This is a genomic window from Klebsiella sp. R445 (genome assembly GCF_051131755.1).
Classification (GTDB): domain Bacteria; phylum Pseudomonadota; class Gammaproteobacteria; order Enterobacterales; family Enterobacteriaceae; genus Klebsiella; species Klebsiella lignicola.
Genome location: NZ_CP180446.1, coordinates 2,948,971 through 2,966,426, shown reverse-complemented (window position 1 = coordinate 2,966,426; position 17,456 = coordinate 2,948,971). Strand labels below are relative to the sequence as shown.

The 17,456-nt window shown below is 56.6% G+C and carries 17 protein-coding genes; 14 read left to right on the top strand and 3 right to left on the bottom strand.

What is annotated here, in order from left to right:
• The first annotated feature begins 51 nt into the window (after positions 1-51).
• Together yigL and ACMYSN_RS13855 are read left to right on the top strand one after the other, a co-directional pair.
• The gene (yigL, locus tag ACMYSN_RS13860) at positions 52-852 is read left to right on the top strand and encodes a sugar/pyridoxal phosphate phosphatase YigL (RefSeq protein ID WP_174510366.1); all 801 of its coding nucleotides are present in this window, start codon (positions 52-54) and stop codon (positions 850-852) included.
• A gap of 88 nt (positions 853-940) precedes the next feature.
• A complete protein-coding gene (locus ACMYSN_RS13855; protein WP_123758098.1) occupies positions 941-1,840 on the top strand; it encodes a carboxylate/amino acid/amine transporter in 900 nt (299 codons plus the stop codon).
• On the opposite strand, the gene metR is transcribed toward ACMYSN_RS13855, so the two are convergent.
• Positions 1,728-2,681 (bottom strand): HTH-type transcriptional regulator MetR, encoded by a 954-nt coding sequence (gene metR, locus ACMYSN_RS13850; RefSeq protein ID WP_123758097.1) that lies wholly within the window; start codon positions 2,679-2,681, stop codon positions 1,728-1,730. The genes ACMYSN_RS13855 and metR overlap by 113 nt on opposite strands.
• A gap of 246 nt (positions 2,682-2,927) precedes the next feature.
• Between metR and metE the strand changes: the two genes are divergently transcribed.
• Together metE and ACMYSN_RS13840 are read left to right on the top strand one after the other, a co-directional pair.
• Positions 2,928-5,189, top strand: a complete 2,262-nt coding sequence (gene metE / locus ACMYSN_RS13845; protein WP_462495222.1) for a 5-methyltetrahydropteroyltriglutamate--homocysteine S-methyltransferase — start codon at positions 2,928-2,930, stop codon at positions 5,187-5,189.
• A gap of 257 nt (positions 5,190-5,446) precedes the next feature.
• Complete coding sequence (locus tag ACMYSN_RS13840) at positions 5,447-6,136, top strand: type 2 periplasmic-binding domain-containing protein (RefSeq protein ID WP_462495221.1); 690 nt, start codon at positions 5,447-5,449, stop codon at positions 6,134-6,136.
• Positions 6,137-6,140: 4 nt separating this feature from the next.
• On the opposite strand, the gene ACMYSN_RS13835 is transcribed toward ACMYSN_RS13840, so the two are convergent.
• The gene (locus ACMYSN_RS13835) at positions 6,141-6,953 is read right to left on the bottom strand and encodes a dienelactone hydrolase family protein (RefSeq protein WP_462495220.1); all 813 of its coding nucleotides are present in this window, start codon (positions 6,951-6,953) and stop codon (positions 6,141-6,143) included.
• Positions 6,954-7,337: 384 nt separating this feature from the next.
• Here ACMYSN_RS13835 and udp point away from each other — a divergent pair, with 384 nt between their 5' ends.
• The 9 genes from udp (at position 7,338) to tatD (ending at position 15,294) form a co-directional block, all read left to right on the top strand.
• Positions 7,338-8,099: a uridine phosphorylase gene (gene udp, locus ACMYSN_RS13830; RefSeq protein WP_123758088.1), complete on the top strand. Its 762-nt coding sequence runs from the start codon at positions 7,338-7,340 to the stop codon at positions 8,097-8,099.
• 139 nt (positions 8,100-8,238) lie between these two features.
• Positions 8,239-9,687: a DNA recombination protein RmuC gene (rmuC, locus tag ACMYSN_RS13825; RefSeq protein WP_462495219.1), complete on the top strand. Its 1,449-nt coding sequence runs from the start codon at positions 8,239-8,241 to the stop codon at positions 9,685-9,687.
• Positions 9,688-9,753: 66 nt separating this feature from the next.
• Positions 9,754-10,509: a bifunctional demethylmenaquinone methyltransferase/2-methoxy-6-polyprenyl-1,4-benzoquinol methylase UbiE gene (gene ubiE, locus ACMYSN_RS13820; RefSeq protein WP_123758086.1), complete on the top strand. Its 756-nt coding sequence runs from the start codon at positions 9,754-9,756 to the stop codon at positions 10,507-10,509.
• A gap of 13 nt (positions 10,510-10,522) precedes the next feature.
• A complete protein-coding gene (ubiJ, locus tag ACMYSN_RS13815) occupies positions 10,523-11,128 on the top strand; it encodes a ubiquinone biosynthesis accessory factor UbiJ (protein WP_462495218.1) in 606 nt (201 codons plus the stop codon).
• A complete protein-coding gene (gene ubiB / locus ACMYSN_RS13810; RefSeq protein WP_123758084.1) occupies positions 11,125-12,765 on the top strand; it encodes a ubiquinone biosynthesis regulatory protein kinase UbiB in 1,641 nt (546 codons plus the stop codon). Before ubiJ ends, ubiB begins: the two co-directional genes overlap by 4 nt.
• Before the next feature lie 130 nt (positions 12,766-12,895).
• Complete coding sequence (gene tatA, locus ACMYSN_RS13805) at positions 12,896-13,147, top strand: Sec-independent protein translocase subunit TatA (protein WP_123758083.1); 252 nt, start codon at positions 12,896-12,898, stop codon at positions 13,145-13,147.
• 3 nt (positions 13,148-13,150) lie between these two features.
• Complete coding sequence (gene tatB, locus ACMYSN_RS13800; RefSeq protein ID WP_123758082.1) at positions 13,151-13,696, top strand: Sec-independent protein translocase protein TatB; 546 nt, start codon at positions 13,151-13,153, stop codon at positions 13,694-13,696.
• Positions 13,697-13,698: 2 nt separating this feature from the next.
• On the top strand, positions 13,699-14,472 hold the full coding sequence (gene tatC / locus ACMYSN_RS13795) for a Sec-independent protein translocase subunit TatC (protein WP_123758081.1): 774 nt from the start codon (positions 13,699-13,701) through the stop codon (positions 14,470-14,472).
• A 27-nt stretch (positions 14,473-14,499) separates the two neighbouring features.
• Positions 14,500-15,294 carry an amidohydrolase family protein gene (gene tatD / locus ACMYSN_RS13790; RefSeq protein WP_462495217.1) on the top strand — a complete coding sequence of 265 codons (795 nt, stop codon included), beginning with the start codon at positions 14,500-14,502 and terminating at the stop codon, positions 15,292-15,294.
• Between the two features lie 8 nt (positions 15,295-15,302).
• Here tatD and rfaH read toward each other — a convergent pair whose 3' ends face one another.
• Complete coding sequence (gene rfaH / locus ACMYSN_RS13785; RefSeq protein ID WP_462495216.1) at positions 15,303-15,791, bottom strand: transcriptional activator RfaH; 489 nt, start codon at positions 15,789-15,791, stop codon at positions 15,303-15,305.
• Between the two features lie 177 nt (positions 15,792-15,968).
• Here rfaH and ubiD point away from each other — a divergent pair, with 177 nt between their 5' ends.
• Positions 15,969-17,438, top strand: a complete 1,470-nt coding sequence (gene ubiD / locus ACMYSN_RS13780) for a 4-hydroxy-3-polyprenylbenzoate decarboxylase (RefSeq protein WP_462495215.1) — start codon at positions 15,969-15,971, stop codon at positions 17,436-17,438.
• Positions 17,439-17,456 lie beyond the last annotated feature (18 nt).

Sequence of the window (17,456 nt, the reverse complement as noted above, 5' to 3'; positions counted from 1 at the left end):
GCTCTTAATCCGGCGAAATGCTCGTCGCCCTGCTTAGAGGTTAAAATTTTTATGTACCAGGTTGTTGCATCTGACTTAGATGGCACGCTGCTTTCTCCCGATCACTACTTAACCCCCTACGCAAAAGAGACGCTGCAGCTGTTGACCGCGCGCGGTATCAATTTTGTCTTCGCAACCGGTCGCCATTACATCGATGTTGGGCAGATTCGCGATAATCTCGGTATTAAATCCTACATGATCACCTCCAACGGCGCGCGCGTGCACGATAGCGACGGGCAGCAGATCTTTGCGCATAACCTTGACCGCGATATCGCGGCCGATCTGTTTGAGATGATGCGTAACGACCCGAAAGTGGTGACCAACGTCTACCGTGAAGATGAGTGGTATATGAACCGCCATCGTCCGGAAGAGATGCGCTTTTTCAAAGAGGCGGTCTTCAACTACAAGCTGTATGAAGCGGGCGAGCTCGATCCGCAGGGGATCAGCAAAGTGTTCTTCACCTGCGAAGATCACGAGCACCTGCTGCCGCTGGAGCAGGCGATCAACGCGCGCTGGGGCGATCGCGTCAACGTCAGCTTCTCGACCCTGACCTGCCTGGAAGTGATGGCCGGCGGCGTGTCGAAGGGACATGCGCTGGAAGCGGTTGCCAAAATGCTCGGCTACCATCTGAAAGACTGCATCGCCTTTGGCGATGGCATGAACGATGCGGAAATGCTGTCGATGGCTGGCAAAGGCTGCATCATGCTGAACGCGCACCAGCGGCTGAAAGACCTGCATCCGGAGCTGGAAGTGATCGGCAGCAACGCCGACGACGCGGTGCCGCACTACCTGCGCAATCTCTACCTCGCCTGATAAAGATTGACGACTGTTCATATATCGTTCAGTTGTCAACCGAACTCTCCGCTACAATGAGTGCTCTTCTTCCTGAGAGACATTCATTGTGGCGCTACTGATTATCACCACTATCCTGTGGGCCTTTTCCTTTAGCCTGATAGGCGAATACCTGGCGGGTAGCGTCGATAGCTACTTCTCCGTGCTGATGCGGGTGGGGCTGGCGGCTCTGGTGTTCCTGCCGTTTCTGCGTACCCGTGGGCAATCGCCGCGGACCATCGTGCTCTACATGCTAGTCGGCGCGATGCAGCTGGGCATCATGTATCTGCTGGCCTTCCGCGCTTATGTATACCTGACGGTCTCTGAATTTCTGCTGTTTACCGTCTTCACGCCGCTCTATATCACCCTGATTTATGATCTGATCAGCGGGCGTAAGCTGCGCTGGGGATACCTGCTGAGCGCCGGGCTGGCGGTGCTGGGTGCGGCGATTATTCGCTATGACAAAGTGAGCGATCATTTCTGGACCGGCCTGCTGCTGGTTCAGCTGTCGAACCTCAGCTTTGCGATCGGCATGGTGGGCTATAAGCGGCTGATGGAGCTGCGTCCGATGCCGCAGCATAACGCCTTTGCCTGGTTCTATATGGGCGCCTTGCTGGTGGCGGTGGCGGCCTGGCTGATGCTCGGCAATCCGCAACGGCTGCCGACCACGACGCTACAGTGGAGCGTTCTGGTGTGGTTGGGCGTGGTGGCGTCGGGACTTGGCTACTTTATGTGGAACTACGGGGCGACGCAGGTGGATGCCGGCACGTTGGGCATCATGAACAACGTGCATGTGCCGGCCGGGCTGCTGGTTAACCTCGCCATCTGGCAGGAGCAGCCTCACTGGCCGAGCTTTATTATTGGGGCTCTGGTGATCCTGGCCTCACTGTGGGTCCATCGCCGTTGGGTCGCTCCGCACTCCGGACAAACGGCAAATGATCGCAAGCGTGGTTCCGCGCTGAGCGAATAAATGCTTCGGTCACCGGCTGACGCTGCTCGCCGTCGCGCACCGCAGCGTACAGTCGGCTCCACAGTCCTTCGCCCAGGGTTTTGGTGACCACCAGACCCTGGCGCTCAAAACTTTCTACGACCCAGTGCGGCAGGGCGGCGATGCCCATGCGTGCAGCAACCATCTGAATTAACAGCAACGTATTGTCGACGCTCTTCAGCTGCGGGCTGATCCCGGCCGGCTGCAGGAAATGGCGCCAGATATCCAGGCGACCACGCTGAACCGGATAAATCAGTAACAGCTCTGTCGCCAGATCCTCCGGCGAAATGCGGGTTTTCGCTGCCAGCGGATGCTCCGGCGCGAGGACCAGGCGCACTTCATAATCAAACATCGGTGAATAGTGCAGGCCGCTGCGCGGCAGGATATCTGAGGTCATCACCAGGTCCAGCTCGCTTTGCTGGAGGGCCGGCTGCGGGTCAAAGGTGACGCCAGAATGGAAATCCACTTCGACCTGCGGCCAGCGGGCGCGGAAATTCTCCAGCGCCGGGGTGAGCCACTGAATGCAGCTATGGCACTCGATGGCGATGCGCAGGCGCGTTTGCAGCGGCTCGTGGCAATCCTGCAGCGCGCGGGTGATTTGCGGCAGCACCTGGTTTGCCAGCTGCAGCAGGATTTCCCCCTGCGGCGTGAAGCGCAGGGGCTGACTTTTACGCACAAACAGGCGGAAGCCAAGGCGTTGTTCCAGATCGCTGAACTGGTGGGACAGGGCGGACTGGGTTTGATGCAGGGCCGCCGCAGCGCCTGCCAGCGACCCGCTGTTCCGCAACGCCTGTAGCGTTTTCAGGTGTTTAATTTCGATCATGAAAGTCCTTCACTTCGGCATGAAAATGTTGCGCTTGAGGAAGATACAGTAACCTTCAATTATGGATGTGTAAACATCTGGACGTCTAAACTCGTCATATTTCGACTTGCAGATGCGTTGGCTGCCTCGCTTACCCCAGTCACTTACTTCAGTAAGCTCCTGGGGATGCGTATCGTTGCCGCCTTCCTGCAAACCGAATTATTTAGCGTTTTTCTTCAGATTCAATGAAATAAGAGAGGAACAAAAATGACAATTATTAATCATACCCTCGGTTTCCCTCGCGTTGGCCTTCGTCGCGAGCTGAAAAAAGCACAAGAGAGCTACTGGGCGGGTAATTCGACCCGTGAAGCGTTGCTGGCGGTGGGGCGCGAGCTGCGCGCCCGTCATTGGGATCAGCAGAAGCAGGCGGGTATTGACCTGCTGCCGGTCGGGGATTTCGCCTGGTACGACCATGTTCTGACCACCAGCCTGCTGCTGGGTAACGTGCCGGCTCGTCATCAGAATAAAGACGGTTCCGTCGATATCGATACCCTGTTCCGCATTGGCCGCGGTCGTGCACCAACCGGTGAACCGGCGGCAGCGGCGGAAATGACCAAATGGTTTAACACCAACTACCACTACATGGTACCGGAATTCAGCAAAGGTCAGGAGTTTGCGCTGACCTGGACGCAGCTACTGGATGAGGTCGACGAAGCGCTGGCACTCGGTCACAAGGTGAAACCAGTATTGCTTGGCCCGGTGACCTACCTGTGGCTCGGTAAAGTGAAAGGCGAGCAGTTTGACCGCCTGACCCTGCTGAACGACATTCTGCCGGTTTACCAGAAGGTGCTGGCGGAACTGGCAAAACGCGGCATTGAGTGGGTACAGATTGATGAGCCGGCGCTGGTGCTGGAGCTGCCGCAGGCGTGGCTGGACGCGTTCAAGCCAGCGTATGACGCGCTCTCAGGCCAGGTTAAGCTGCTGCTGACCACCTACTTTGAAGGCATTACCGCGAACCTTGGGACGATTGCTGACCTGGCGGTCCAGGGCCTGCACGTTGACCTGGTGCACGGCAAAGATGAGGTAGCGGCGCTGCACCAGCGCCTGCCTGCCGACTGGCTGCTCTCTGCGGGCTTGATCAACGGTCGAAACGTCTGGCGCGCCGATCTGACCGAGAAGTATGCGCAGATCAAAGATATTGTCGGCAAACGCCCGCTGTGGATTGCCTCTTCCTGCTCCCTGCTGCACAGCCCGATCGACCTGAGCGTTGAAACTCGCCTCGATGCGGAAGTGAAAAGCTGGTTTGCCTTCGCCCTGCAAAAATGTGAGGAGCTATCCCTACTGCGCGATGCCCTGAACAGCGGTGATACGGTCGCGCTGGAGGCGTGGAGCGCGCCGATTCAGGCCCGTCGCCACTCGGCCCGGGTTCATAACGCGGCGGTAGAAAAACGTCTGGCGGCCATTACCGCTAAGGACAGCCAACGCAACAGCCCGTACGCTGAACGTGCCGAGGCGCAGCGCAGCCGCTTCAACCTGCCGGCGTGGCCCACCACCACCATTGGCTCTTTCCCGCAGACGACCGAGATCCGCGGCCTGCGTCTGGACTTCAAAAAAGGTAATCTGGATGCTGGCAACTACCGCACCGGAATTGCCGAACATATTAAGCAAGCGATCGTTGAGCAGGAGCGCCTGGGACTGGACGTTCTGGTGCACGGCGAAGCCGAGCGCAATGACATGGTGGAGTACTTCGGTGAGCACCTGGACGGCTTCATCTTCACCCAGAACGGCTGGGTGCAGAGCTACGGTTCCCGCTGCGTGAAGCCGCCGGTGGTGATCGGCGATGTCAGCCGCCCGGAAGCCATTACCGTGGAGTGGGCGAAGTATGCACAATCGCTGACCGACAAACCGGTGAAGGGCATGCTGACCGGTCCGGTGACCATTCTGTGCTGGTCCTTCCCGCGTGAAGATGTCAGCCGCGAAACCATCGCTAAACAGATTGCGCTGGCGCTGCGTGACGAAGTCGCGGATCTGGAAGCTGCCGGTATTGGTATCATCCAGATTGATGAGCCGGCGCTGCGCGAAGGGCTGCCGCTCAAACGCAGCGACTGGGATGCGTATCTGCAGTGGGGCGTCGAAGCGTTCCGCATCAACGCCGCGGTGGCGCAGGATGATACCCAGATCCACACCCACATGTGTTACTGCGAGTTCAACGACATCATGGATTCCATCGCCGCCCTGGATGCCGATGTGATCACCATTGAGACGTCGCGTTCCGATATGGAGCTGCTGGAGTCGTTTGAAGAGTTCGAATACCCGAACGAAATCGGGCCGGGGGTGTATGACATTCACTCGCCGAACGTCCCTGGCGTAGAGTGGATCGAAGCGCTGCTGGAGAAAGCGGCGCAGCGTATCCCGGCAGAACGTCTGTGGGTCAACCCGGACTGCGGCCTGAAAACCCGCGGCTGGCCGGAAACCCGCGCGGCGCTGGCTAACATGGTAAAAGCCGCGCAGAACCTACGTCAGGCGTAATAACCTCAGCTTATTCATCCCCAGAGGAGGCCCCGTGCCTCCTCTTTTTTTTGCATTTTTCTTATTTTACCCGCGCTTGCCCGAAGCACCAGTTTACGGTCTCGTCTGGCAGCAGCTGCAGGAAAATGGCTACCCGCCATCAGCGATCGCGTAGTGGGAAAATGCGGCGTTGTGCCAGCGAAATCACCCCGGCTGGGCTACGCTTAGCGGCATGATATACGCCAATCCTGTAAGCCAACCATTTCCGGGAGCGAACGATGACCGGGCACGACGACTCAACGCGCACTTTACGTTTTGCCATTAACCTCGGGAACCCGGTTCTCGCCACCTTATTGCCCGATAACACACCGGGTGGGATCTCCGTCGCGCTCGCCAACAAGCTGGCCGCTGAGTGCGGTCGCGAAGCGCGCTTTATCACCTGGCCGACGGCCGGAAAGGTGGTGGAAGCCGCCCTGCAGGACCAGTGGGATATTGCCTTCCTGGCGATAGACCCCGCCCGGGAAGACGCGCTGTGCTTCACCCGGCCCTATATCACCATTGAAAGCACCCTGATGGTCAGAGATGACAATGAGATTCGCTCTGTGCAAGAGATGGACAAGCCTGGGGTGACGATTAACGTCGGCAAAGGGGCAGCCTATGAGCTGTATCTGATTCGAACCTTAAAGCAGGCGACGATGCGGCAGTATGCCACGTCCCAGGAGGCGATCCGCGCGTTTATCGGCGGTGAGGGTGATATGGTTGCCGGCATTCGTCAGCCGCTCTGCGGCGTGGCACAGCAATACCCGCAGTTTCGCGTCCTGCCCGATAGCTTCAGTCAGATACAGCAGGCGATTTGCGTACCGCGTACCCGGCTCCAGCACTATGCTTTTATCCGTGATTGCCTGGCAAGGTGGCTCGATGACGGTACGATTGCCGATATGATTCACCACCATATCGGCAACCGGTAACGGCTTAAGCGCGTTTGCCACCGTACTGGGCAAACCACGCCAGCATGCGCTGCCAGCCGTCTTTGGCTGATTCTTCATGGTAGCTGGCGCGATAATCGGCATTAAAGGCGTGATCGGCTTCCGGGTAGACGATGATCTCCGCTTTGGCGTTGGCGGCACGTAGCGCCTGACGCATGGTTTCCACCGTATCCTGCGGAATGCTGGCATCTTTGCCGCCGTACAGTCCCAGAACCGGCGCGTTGAGATCGACCGCGATATCCACCGGATAATTCGGCGTGTTCAGGGTTTTCTGGCCCACCAGTTTCCCGTACCAGGCCACCGCCGCTTTCAGCTGCGGATTGTGTGCGGCATACAGCCAGGTGATACGACCGCCCCAGCAGAAGCCGGTGATCAGCAGCCGATGGGCATCGCCTTCGTGACGCGCGGCCCAACTGGCAACATGGTCGAGGTCTGCCAGTACCTGAGCATCCGGCACTTTGCTGACCAGTTCCTGGAACAGCGTGGGGATGTCGGTGTAATCATTAGGATCGCCCTGGCGGAAGTAGAGTTCTGGTGCGATCGCCAGATATCCTTCCTGTGCCAGACGGCGGCAAATGTCGCGGATATGTTCATGAACGCCGAAAATCTCCTGCACCACGATAACGACCGGCAGCAGGCCATCAGCGTTTTTCGGGCGAGCGTGGTACGCCGGCATATTCTCTCCCTGAGTCGGGATCGACGTTTCGCCAGTGATAATGCTCTCCTCCGAGGTATGAACAGCGGTAGAAGCATGCGGCGTGGCTGCAGGCGCAAAGCCAGGTTGCTTGGTTGTGGTCATGGTATTCTCCGTACCCTTTAATTATTAGCGCACCGATAACTATAGACCCTAAATACGGCAAGTTGCATAAAGGCGGCAAGGCCGTAAATCCCCAGGAGCTTACACTGGTAACTGACTGGGGCGCAGCCAACACCTATGCAGCTTGAAGTATGGCGGGTATAGACGTTATCGATCGGACGTTAACGAACCACACTGCCTCAAACAGGCTATCTTTTGTTCAGGCACGGTGAATATAACTTGTTAATGTGATGTTTATCACTTTTTAATGGAAAATCATTGCAATGATTTTCACCTGTAGTGATTGGCATCACAAAATTATGCGGATAGCTTCTGTAAAGTACCGTTTTGCTTCTGCTGATAATTCGACCCACAGAGGAGTTTTTTATGTCTAAGTCTGATGTTTTTCATCTCGGCCTCACCAAAAACGATTTACAAGGGGCTACGCTGGCTATCGTCCCTGGCGATCCGGAGCGTGTGGAAAAGATCGCCGCGCTGATGGATAAGCCGGTCAAGCTGGCATCTCATCGCGAATTTACCTCCTGGCGTGCCGAGCTTGATGGCAAGCCGGTTATCGTGTGCTCCACCGGTATCGGTGGCCCGTCCACCTCCATCGCCGTTGAAGAACTGGCTCAACTGGGGGTTCGTACTTTCCTGCGTATCGGCACCACCGGCGCAATCCAGCCGCACATCAATGTCGGCGACGTGCTGGTGACCACCGCATCCGTGCGCCTTGACGGCGCGAGCCTGCACTTTGCACCAATGGAATATCCGGCAGTGGCTGACTTTGCGTGCACCACTGCGCTGGTTGAAGCGGCGAAATCGATCGGCGCGACCACGCATATTGGCGTAACAGCATCGTCTGATACCTTCTACCCAGGCCAGGAGCGTTACGACACCTTCTCAGGTCGTGTCGTCAACCGTTTCAAAGGCTCGATGGAAGAGTGGCAGTCAATGGGCGTGATGAACTACGAAATGGAATCGGCGACGCTGCTGACCATGTGCGCCAGCCAGGGCCTGCGTGCCGGGATGGTGGCCGGGGTTATCGTGAACCGTACCCAGCAGGAAATTCCGAATGCTGAAACCATGAAGAAAACAGAAAGCCACGCGGTAAAAATCGTGGTGGAAGCGGCACGCCGCCTGCTGTAGTTCCCCCTCTCTTAATGCCAGGCCGGATCTTCCGGCCTTTCTTTTTTGCGCAGCGCCTCGCAGGAAATTCCTTTTCAACTGGACGTTTGTACAGCACAATTCTATTTTTGTGCCGTAAGCCGTTGCCGCAGGGGGCGTTGTGGATATCTCGATTATGATAAGTGCCATCGTGGCGCTGGCCGTCGGGCTGGTTGCTGGATGGCTGGCGACCAAAGCCAGAGCCGACCAAATCCGTGCCGATCTGATTGAAGAGCGTCGTGAGCTGGACATCGAGCTCAGCGCCGCGCGCCAGCAGCTGGTACAGGAGGCCCACTGGCGCGACGAGTGCGAGCTGCTGAACAACGAGCTGCGCAGCCTGCGTGAAATCAACAGCTCGCTGGAGGCCGACCTCCGTGAGGTCACCACTCGTCTTGAATCTACCCGCATGCATGCGGAAGATAAAATTCGCCAGATGGTCAACAGCGAGCAGCGCCTGAGCGAGCAGTTTGAAAACCTGGCAAACCGCATTTTTGAACACAGCAACCGCCGCGTGGATGAACAGAACCGGCAGAGCCTGCACGGCCTGCTGACGCCGTTGCGTGAACAGCTGGACGGTTTCCGACGCCAGGTGCAGGACAGTTTTGGTCAGGAGGCGCGCGAGCGGCATACTCTGGCGCATGAAATTCGCAACCTGCAGCAGTTGAATGCCCAGATGGCTCAGGAAGCGCTGAACCTGACCCGGGCGCTCAAAGGGGATAACAAAACCCAGGGCAACTGGGGAGAAGTGGTGTTAACCCGCGTGCTGGAGGCATCCGGGCTGCGCGAGGGTTACGAGTACCAGACCCAGGTGAGCATCGAAACGGAAGGTCGTTCACGCATGCAGCCCGATGTGATCGTCCGTCTGCCGCAGGGGAAAGACGTGGTCATTGATGCCAAAATGACCCTCGTCGCCTATGAACGCTATTTTAACGCCGAAGATGACTACACCCGCGAGGCGGCGCTGCAGGAGCATATCGCCTCGGTGCGTAACCATATTCGTTTGCTGGGGCGCAAAGACTATCAACAGCTGCCGGGCCTGCGTTCGCTCGACTATGTCCTGATGTTTATCCCCGTCGAGCCGGCATTCCTGCTGGCGATAGACCGTCAACCTGAACTGATCACCGAAGCGCTGAAGCACAACATCATGCTGGTCAGCCCGACCACGCTGCTGGTGGCGCTGCGCACGATTGCCAACCTATGGCGCTATGAACACCAGAGCCGTAATGCACAGAAAATCGCCGAGCGTGCAGGGCGCCTGTACGACAAAATGCGGCTGTTCGTCGACGATATGTCGGCTATCGGGCAGAGCCTCGACAAAGCGCAGGATAACTATCACCAGGCGATGAAAAAGCTGGCCTCCGGGCGCGGCAACCTGCTGGTGCAGGCCGAGTCCTTCCGTGAACTGGGCGTAGAGGTCAAGCGCGAGATTAATCCTGATTTAGTTGAACAGGCGACCGCCCAGGATGATGAATATCGTTCTGAAGAGGACGAAAACGCGCTGGAAGATAACGAATTTATGTCCGACCCGGCCCACCAGAAGATGTCTGCGGAGCCCTCTACGCCACGTTGAAGCGTATGGGAAATGCGCTGAATCTGTTACACTCGACGAACATTTTCTTGATAAGCAGGCATTGAGATGGTTGAGGATTCACAAGAAACGACGCACTTTGGTTTTCAGACGGTAGCCAAAGAGCAGAAGGCGGACATGGTGGCACATGTATTCCATTCTGTGGCCGCGAAATATGATGTTATGAATGATCTGATGTCGTTCGGTATTCATCGCTTGTGGAAGCGTTTCACCATTGATTGCAGCGGCGTGCGCCGTGGTCAGACTGTATTGGATCTGGCGGGTGGCACCGGTGACCTGACGGCGAAGTTCTCCCGTTTGGTGGGTGAAACGGGTCGCGTTATGCTGGCCGATATCAACGACTCAATGTTAAAAATGGGCCGCGAAAAGCTGCGTAATATCGGTATCGTCGGCAACGTAGAGTACGTTCAGGCGAACGCAGAAGCGCTGCCGTTTGCCGATAACACCTTTGACTGCATCACAATTTCGTTCGGTTTACGTAACGTCACGGATAAAGACAAAGCGTTGCGTTCCATGTATCGCGTGCTGAAGCCGGGCGGACGCCTGCTGGTGCTGGAATTCTCGAAGCCGGTTATTGAGCCGCTCAGCAAAGCCTATGATGCCTACTCCTTCCATGTACTGCCGCGCGTAGGGGAACTGGTCGCGAAAGATGGTGAAAGCTATCGCTACCTGGCCGAATCTATCCGAATGCATCCGAATCAGGACACCCTGAAATCCATGATGCAGGACGCCGGTTTTGAGAGCGTTGACTACTACAACCTGACGGCGGGTATCGTTGCGCTGCACCGCGGCTATAAGTTCTGACAGGAGGGAGCCTATGCCTTTCACACCACTGGTCACCGCCGGCATTGAAACCACCCTCAATACTTTTCTCTGGCGGGACAAAGCGTTAAAACCTGCTCGTCAGCGTCTGTTGGGGAAAGTGCTGCGCGTTGAGATCAAAGAGCTGTCGACGCCGGTCGTGCTGGTTTTCAGTGAACGCCAGATCGACGTACTGGGGGCCTGGGAAGGCGATGCCGACTGTACCGTGATGACCCGTCTCAGCGTGTTGCCGCAGCTGCGGAATCGCCAACAGCTGACCGCACTTATCCGCAGCGGTGACCTGGAAGTGCAGGGCGACCTGCAGGTGGTGCAGAACGCGGTGGCATTATGCGACCTGGCAGAGTTCGACCCCGCGGAACTGCTGGCACCCTATACTGGCGATATCGTCGCGGAAGGTTTCAGTAAACTGTTTCGTTCCGGGGCACGCTTTCTGTTACACGGCGCGCAACGCCAGCAGCGCTATGTCGCTGAGGCGCTGACCGAAGAGTGGCGTCTGGCACCAGGACCGCTGGAAATGGCGTGGTTTGGTGAAGAGACGGCTGCGGTAGAACGCACCCTTGCTGCTTTGGAAAAACGGCTGGAAACGCTGGAGGGCAAATGACGCCAGGAGAATTACGGCGCCTGTATCTTATCATCCGCACCTTTTTGAGTTACGGGCTTGATGAGCTCATTCCCAAAATGCGTATTACGCTCCCGCTACGCCTCTGGCGGCGGACGCTGTTCTGGATGCCGAACCGCCATAAAGACAAACCACTCGGTGAACGTTTACGCCTGGCGCTACAGGAGCTGGGGCCGGTGTGGATCAAGTTCGGTCAGATGCTCTCCACCCGCCGCGACATGTTTCCGCCGCAGATTGCCGATCAGCTCGCGTTGTTGCAGGATCGTGTGGTGCCGTTTGATGGCCAGCTGGCTAAGCAGCAGATTGAACAGGCGATGGGCGGTCTGCCCGTCGAAGCATGGTTTGATGATTTCTCGATTGAACCACTGGCGTCAGCCTCGATTGCTCAGGTGCATACCGCACGCCTGAAAGCTAACGGCAAAGAGGTCGTTATCAAGGTGATCCGCCCGGACATCGTGCCGGTGATCAAAGCGGACATGAAGCTTATCTACCGCCTGGCGCGCTGGGTACCACGGCTGTTACCCGACGGCCGCCGTCTGCGCCCGCAGGAAGTGGTTCGCGAATACGAAAAAACGCTGCTGGATGAGCTCAACCTGTTGCGTGAATCGGCAAACGCGATTCAGCTACGGCGCAACTTTGAAGACAGCCCGATGCTCTATGTACCGGAGGTTTACTCCGATTACTGCAGCGAAAACATGATGGTGATGGAGCGGATTTACGGGATCCCGGTCTCCGACATTGACGCGCTGAACGCACAGGGCACCAACATGCAGCTGCTGGCCGAGCGTGGCGTGCAGGTCTTTTTCACCCAGGTCTTCCGTGACAGCTTCTTCCATGCGGACATGCATCCGGGCAATATTTTCGTCAGCTACGACCACCCGGAGAACCCACAGTACATCGGGATTGACTGCGGCATTGTGGGCTCGCTGAACAAAGAAGATAAACGCTATCTGGCGGAAAACTTTATCGCCTTTTTCAACCGCGATTACCGCAAAGTGGCCGAGCTGCACGTCGATTCAGGCTGGGTTCCGCCGGACACCAACGTGGAAGAGTTTGAGTTTGCCATCCGTACCGTTTGCGAACCCATCTTCGAAAAGCCGCTGGCGGAAATTTCGTTTGGTCATGTTCTGCTGAACCTGTTTAACACCGCCCGGCGCTTCAATATGGAAGTCCAGCCGCAGCTGGTGTTGTTGCAGAAAACATTACTTTACGTAGAAGGGTTAGGCCGCCAGCTCTATCCTCAGTTAGACTTATGGAAAACGGCGAAACCTTTCCTTGAGTCGTGGATTAAAGATCAGGTTGGCATTCCGGCACTGGTGCGTGCGTTTAAAGAAAAAGCGCCGTTCTGGATTGAAAGAATGCCGGAAATCCCTGAGCTGGTGTATCAGACGTTGCAGCAGAGCCGTCAGTTGCAGACTAGCGTGGATACCATCGTGCGCGACTTCCAGGTGCGACATGTGCGCCAGGGACAGTCCCGATATCTGTTTGGTATAGGTGCGGTTCTGTTACTGAGTGGTACGCTGCTGTTCATCCATCGCCCGGAATGGGGCATGATGCCGGGCTGGCTGATGGCCGCTGGCGTCGTCTCATGGTTGATTGGCTGGCGGAAAACGCGCTGACAGGTATTGTCTTTTTTATCGTGCATGCGTTGTGGCGTGGAGTCATGCGAGTGGCCTGACACGAGGCAGCCCGCGGGTTGACGTGTATAATGCGTGCTAATTCTTCATCATCTGTCATAGGGGAATGTGTATGGGTGGTATCAGTATTTGGCAGTTGTTAATTGTTGTCGTCATTGTGGTTCTGCTTTTCGGGACGAAAAAGCTGAGCTCGCTGGGGTCGGATTTAGGTGCATCGATTAAAGGCTTTAAAAAAGCCATGAGCGATGAAGATAAGCCTGAAAAATCCGAGCCGGATGCAGATTTCGCGGCGAAATCCATCGCTGATAAGCCGGATGATGCGAAAAAAGACGAAGCAAAACGCCACGACAAAGAGCAGGTGTAATTCGTGTTCGATATCGGTTTTAGTGAACTGCTGCTGGTGTTCGTTATTGGCCTCATCGTACTGGGGCCTCAGCGGCTACCCGTCGCGGTAAAAACGGTGGCCAGCTGGATTCGTACGCTACGGTCTCTGGCGGCTACCGTACAAAATGAGATAACTCAGGAACTAAAACTGCAGGAGTTCCAGGATAGCCTGAAGAAAGTTGAAAAGGCGAGCCTGGATAACCTGACGCCGGAGCTGAAAGCATCCATGGATGAGCTGCGTGAAGCCGCGGAATCCATGAAGCGCTCCTATACCGCCCACGACCCTGAGAAAACCAGCGACGAAGCACACACGATCCATAACCCGGTGGTGAAGGGGAGTGAAGCACAGCGCCAGGACATTACGCCAGCCACGGCTGAGCACCAGGCCAGTGCACCTGTACATGCGCCGGAAGAGCCCGTTGCTGACGCGCACGCCGCGGCGCCAGCTGAACCTCTCCCGGCCGCCGCTAAAGAAAAAGTGGCGGTAACCGCTTCCGACTCCACTCCTGCATCAAGTGATAAATCGTAACCATGGGCGTAGAAGATACTCAACCGCTAATCTCGCATTTGATTGAGCTGCGCAAGCGCCTGATCAATAGCATCGTCGCGATTCTGGTGATTTTTCTGGCGTTAGTTTACTTCGCCAACGATATCTATCAGCTGGTCTCGGCTCCGCTGATTCGACAGATGCCGGTGGGCGCGACAATGATCGCGACCGACGTGGCGTCTCCGTTTTTTACACCGATCAAATTGACCTTTATGGTTTCGGTGATTCTGTCTGTGCCGGTCATTCTTTATCAGGTCTGGGCCTTCGTTGCGCCAGCGCTGTATAAGCATGAGCGCCGACTGGTGATGCCGCTGCTGGTTTCCAGCACGCTGCTGTTCTATATCGGCATGGCGTTTGCCTATTTTGTCGTTTTCCCGCTGGCGTTTGGCTTCCTGACGCACGCGGCGCCGGAAGGGGTACAGGTTTCTACCGATATCCGCAGCTATCTTGATTTTGTCATGGCGTTGTTTATCGCCTTTGGCGTGTCGTTTGAAGTGCCGGTGGCGATTGTCCTGCTGTGCTGGGTAGGGGTTACAACGCCGGAAGACCTGCGTAAGAAGCGCCCGTACGTTCTGGTGGGGGCCTTTGTCGTCGGCATGCTGTTGACGCCGCCGGATGTCTTCTCGCAGACCTTGCTGGCGATTCCGATGTACTGCCTGTTTGAGGTCGGGGTCTTTTTTGCCCGGTTCTATACCGGGAAACGCATGACGCGTGACGAAGATGCCGCCGCGGAAGAGGCGGGGAGCAAAGAAGAGTAATCAACCGCCCGTCAGGGCGGTTGTCATATGGGAGCAGCGATGTTTGATATCGGCGTTAATCTGACCAGTTCACAGTTTTCACGCGATCGCGATGAGGTGGTAGCCCGCGCTCAGGCCGCAGGCGTGACGGGTATGCTGATTACCGGGACCAATCTGCACGAAAGCGAACAGGCCCGGGAAATGGCGCTTGGCTATGCCCATTGCTGGTCAACGGCAGGCGTCCATCCGCATGACAGCAGCAGCTGGACGGCATCGGTGGCGGAGGCGGTATTTCAGCTGGCGCGCCAGCCGGAAGTGGTCGCCGTCGGCGAATGCGGCCTGGATTTTAACCGCAACTTTTCAACGCCTCAGGAGCAGGAAGCCGCCTTCAGCGCACAGCTGGCGCTGGCCGCAGAGCTGGCTATGCCGGTGTTTTTACACTGCCGCGATGCCCATGAACGCTTTCTGATGCTACTGACCCCGTGGCTGGACAAGCTGCCAGGCGCGGTGCTGCACTGCTTCACCGGAACCCGTGACGAAATGCAGGCGTGTGTGGACCACGGCCTGTATATCGGGATCACCGGCTGGGTGTGCGATGAACGACGCGGACTCGAGCTACGTAACCTGCTACCGGACATCCCGGCAGAACGCCTGCTGATTGAAACGGATGCTCCGTATTTACTGCCTCGTGATCTGAGCCCGAAACCGGCCTCCCGCCGTAACGAACCTGCTCACCTGCCACATATTCTGGCAAGTATTGCGGGGTGGCGCGGTGAGGAGGCGCAGCGGCTGGAAGAGATAACGGATACCAATGTCAGAACGCTTTTGGGCATCCGTTTTTAACGTGGTAATCAGAGTTTATGGAAGTCGGTGTTCTTGACGCTTTGCAGCACCTGCTTGTTAAGCAGGTTCAGGAGCAGCATCGAACGCGCTTCGCCGTCCGGTTCGGTGAAGATAGCCTGCAGGCCTTCAAACGCGCCGTCGGTAATCAGTACGGCATCGCCCTGATGCGGTGTCTCCGGGTCGGTGATACCTTCCGGCTTGTAGATCGACAGCTGATGAATGACGGCGGACGGCACCATAGCCGGCTGGGCGCCAAAGCGTACGAAACTGTTCACGCCACGGGTGGCACTGATGGTCGTGGTGTGGATAATTTCGGGATCGAACTCGACGAACAGATAATTGGGGAACAAAGGCTCACTGACTGTAGTGCGTTTACCTCGGACGATTTTTTCCAGCGCGATCGTCGGCATCAGGCAATTCACAGCCTGTCGCTCGAGATGTTCCTGGGCCCGCTGGAGCTGCCCACGTTTGCAATACAGTAAATACCAAGCTTGCATAATAACTCTTTCCACTCTATTAGCAGCAAGCATAACAAAAGCCTGGAGCGATCGCGAAAGCCAATACCCGTGAAATTAAAAATTCCATATTCTTTCACGCTACTTTAACAAAAGTACAGCATGGCACCGGCGAACACCGTATAATCAGCCGCCTGTATAGAGGTCAATAACAACTCCATGAAATACCATGATCTACGCGACTTTCTGACATTACTGGAGCAGCAGGGCGAACTTAAAAGAATCTCCCTGCCGGTCGATCCGCATCTCGAGATCACCGAAATTGCCGATCGTACTTTACGTGCCGGCGGCCCGGCCCTGCTGTTTGAAAATCCCAAAGGCTACACCATGCCGGTCCTGTGTAATCTGTTTGGCACGCCGCGTCGCGTCGCCATGGGGATGGGGCAGGAAGATGTTAGCTCGCTGCGAGAAGTCGGTAAGTTACTGGCCTTCCTGAAAGAACCGGAACCCCCGAAAGGCTTTCGCGATCTGTTCGATAAGCTGCCGCAGTTTAAGCAGGTGTTGAATATGCCGACGAAACGTCTGCGCGGCGCCCCTTGCCAACAAAAAATCATTGAAGGCGACAACGTCGATCTGACGCGCATCCCGATCATGACCTGCTGGCCGGAAGATGCCGCGCCGCTGATCACCTGGGGGCTGACGGTCACCCGCGGTCCGCATAAAGAGCGGCAGAACCTCGGGATCTATCGCCAGCAACTGATTGGCAAGAATAAGCTGATCATGCGCTGGCTTTCGCATCGCGGCGGCGCGCTGGACTTCCAGGAGTGGTGCGCGGCTCATCCGGGCGAGCGTTTCCCTGTCTCCGTGGCGCTGGGCGCCGATCCGGCAACGATTCTGGGTGCGGTGACACCGGTTCCCGATACCCTTTCAGAGTATGCCTTTGCCGGTCTGCTACGCGGCACGAAAACCGAAGTGGTGAAGTGCATTTCTAACGATCTTGAAGTGCCCGCCAGTGCGGAAATTGTGCTCGAAGGCTATATCGAACCGGGTGAAATGGCGCCGGAAGGGCCGTATGGCGACCATACCGGCTACTACAACGAAGTGGACAACTTCCCGGTCTTTACCGTGACGCATATTACCCAGCGCGAAGACGCCATTTACCACTCCACCTACACCGGCCGTCCGCCGGATGAACCGGCGGTGCTGGGCGTGGCGTTGAATGAAGTGTTCGTGCCGATTCTGCAAAAGCAGTTCCCTGAAATTGTCGATTTTTATCTGCCGCCGGAAGGCTGTTCTTATCGCCTGGCCGTGGTCACGATGAAAAAACAGTACGCCGGTCACGCGAAACGCGTAATGATGGGCGTGTGGTCGTTTTTACGCCAGTTTATGTACACTAAGTTCGTGATCGTCTGCGATGATGACGTTAATGCACGCGACTGGAACGATGTGATCTGGGCGATTACTACCCGTATGGACCCAGCTCGTGATACGGTACTGGTAGAAAATACGCCAATCGATTATCTGGATTTTGCCTCGCCGGTTTCCGGTCTGGGTTCAAAAATGGGGCTGGATGCCACAAATAAATGGCCTGGCGAAACCCAGCGTGAATGGGGTCGTCCAATCAAGAAAGATCCTGAGGTGACGGCACGCATCGACGCCATCTGGGATGAGCTGGCTATCTTTAAATAATAGTAAGCGGGGCTAACG

Bases quoted from the DNA above. Each gene is read 5' to 3' on its own strand.
- ACMYSN_RS13840 (WP_462495221.1), top strand. From the start codon at position 5,447: ATGACCGGGCACGACGACTCAACGCGCACTTTACGTTTTGCCATTAAC.
- rfaH (WP_462495216.1), bottom strand. From the start codon at position 15,791: ATGCAAGCTTGGTATTTACTGTATTGCAAACGTGGGCAGCTCCAGCGG.
- tatC (WP_123758081.1), top strand. From the start codon at position 13,699: ATGGGCGTAGAAGATACTCAACCGCTAATCTCGCATTTGATTGAGCTG.
- ubiD (WP_462495215.1), top strand. From the start codon at position 15,969: ATGAAATACCATGATCTACGCGACTTTCTGACATTACTGGAGCAGCAG.
- yigL (WP_174510366.1), top strand. From the start codon at position 52: ATGTACCAGGTTGTTGCATCTGACTTAGATGGCACGCTGCTTTCTCCC.
- metE (WP_462495222.1), top strand. From the start codon at position 2,928: ATGACAATTATTAATCATACCCTCGGTTTCCCTCGCGTTGGCCTTCGT.
- metR (WP_123758097.1), bottom strand. From the start codon at position 2,681: ATGATCGAAATTAAACACCTGAAAACGCTACAGGCGTTGCGGAACAGC.
- tatA (WP_123758083.1), top strand. From the start codon at position 12,896: ATGGGTGGTATCAGTATTTGGCAGTTGTTAATTGTTGTCGTCATTGTG.
- ubiE (WP_123758086.1), top strand. From the start codon at position 9,754: ATGGTTGAGGATTCACAAGAAACGACGCACTTTGGTTTTCAGACGGTA.
- ubiB (WP_123758084.1), top strand. From the start codon at position 11,125: ATGACGCCAGGAGAATTACGGCGCCTGTATCTTATCATCCGCACCTTT.
- tatD (WP_462495217.1), top strand. From the start codon at position 14,500: ATGGGAGCAGCGATGTTTGATATCGGCGTTAATCTGACCAGTTCACAG.
- ubiJ (WP_462495218.1), top strand. From the start codon at position 10,523: ATGCCTTTCACACCACTGGTCACCGCCGGCATTGAAACCACCCTCAAT.
- ACMYSN_RS13835 (WP_462495220.1), bottom strand. From the start codon at position 6,953: ATGACCACAACCAAGCAACCTGGCTTTGCGCCTGCAGCCACGCCGCAT.
- udp (WP_123758088.1), top strand. From the start codon at position 7,338: ATGTCTAAGTCTGATGTTTTTCATCTCGGCCTCACCAAAAACGATTTA.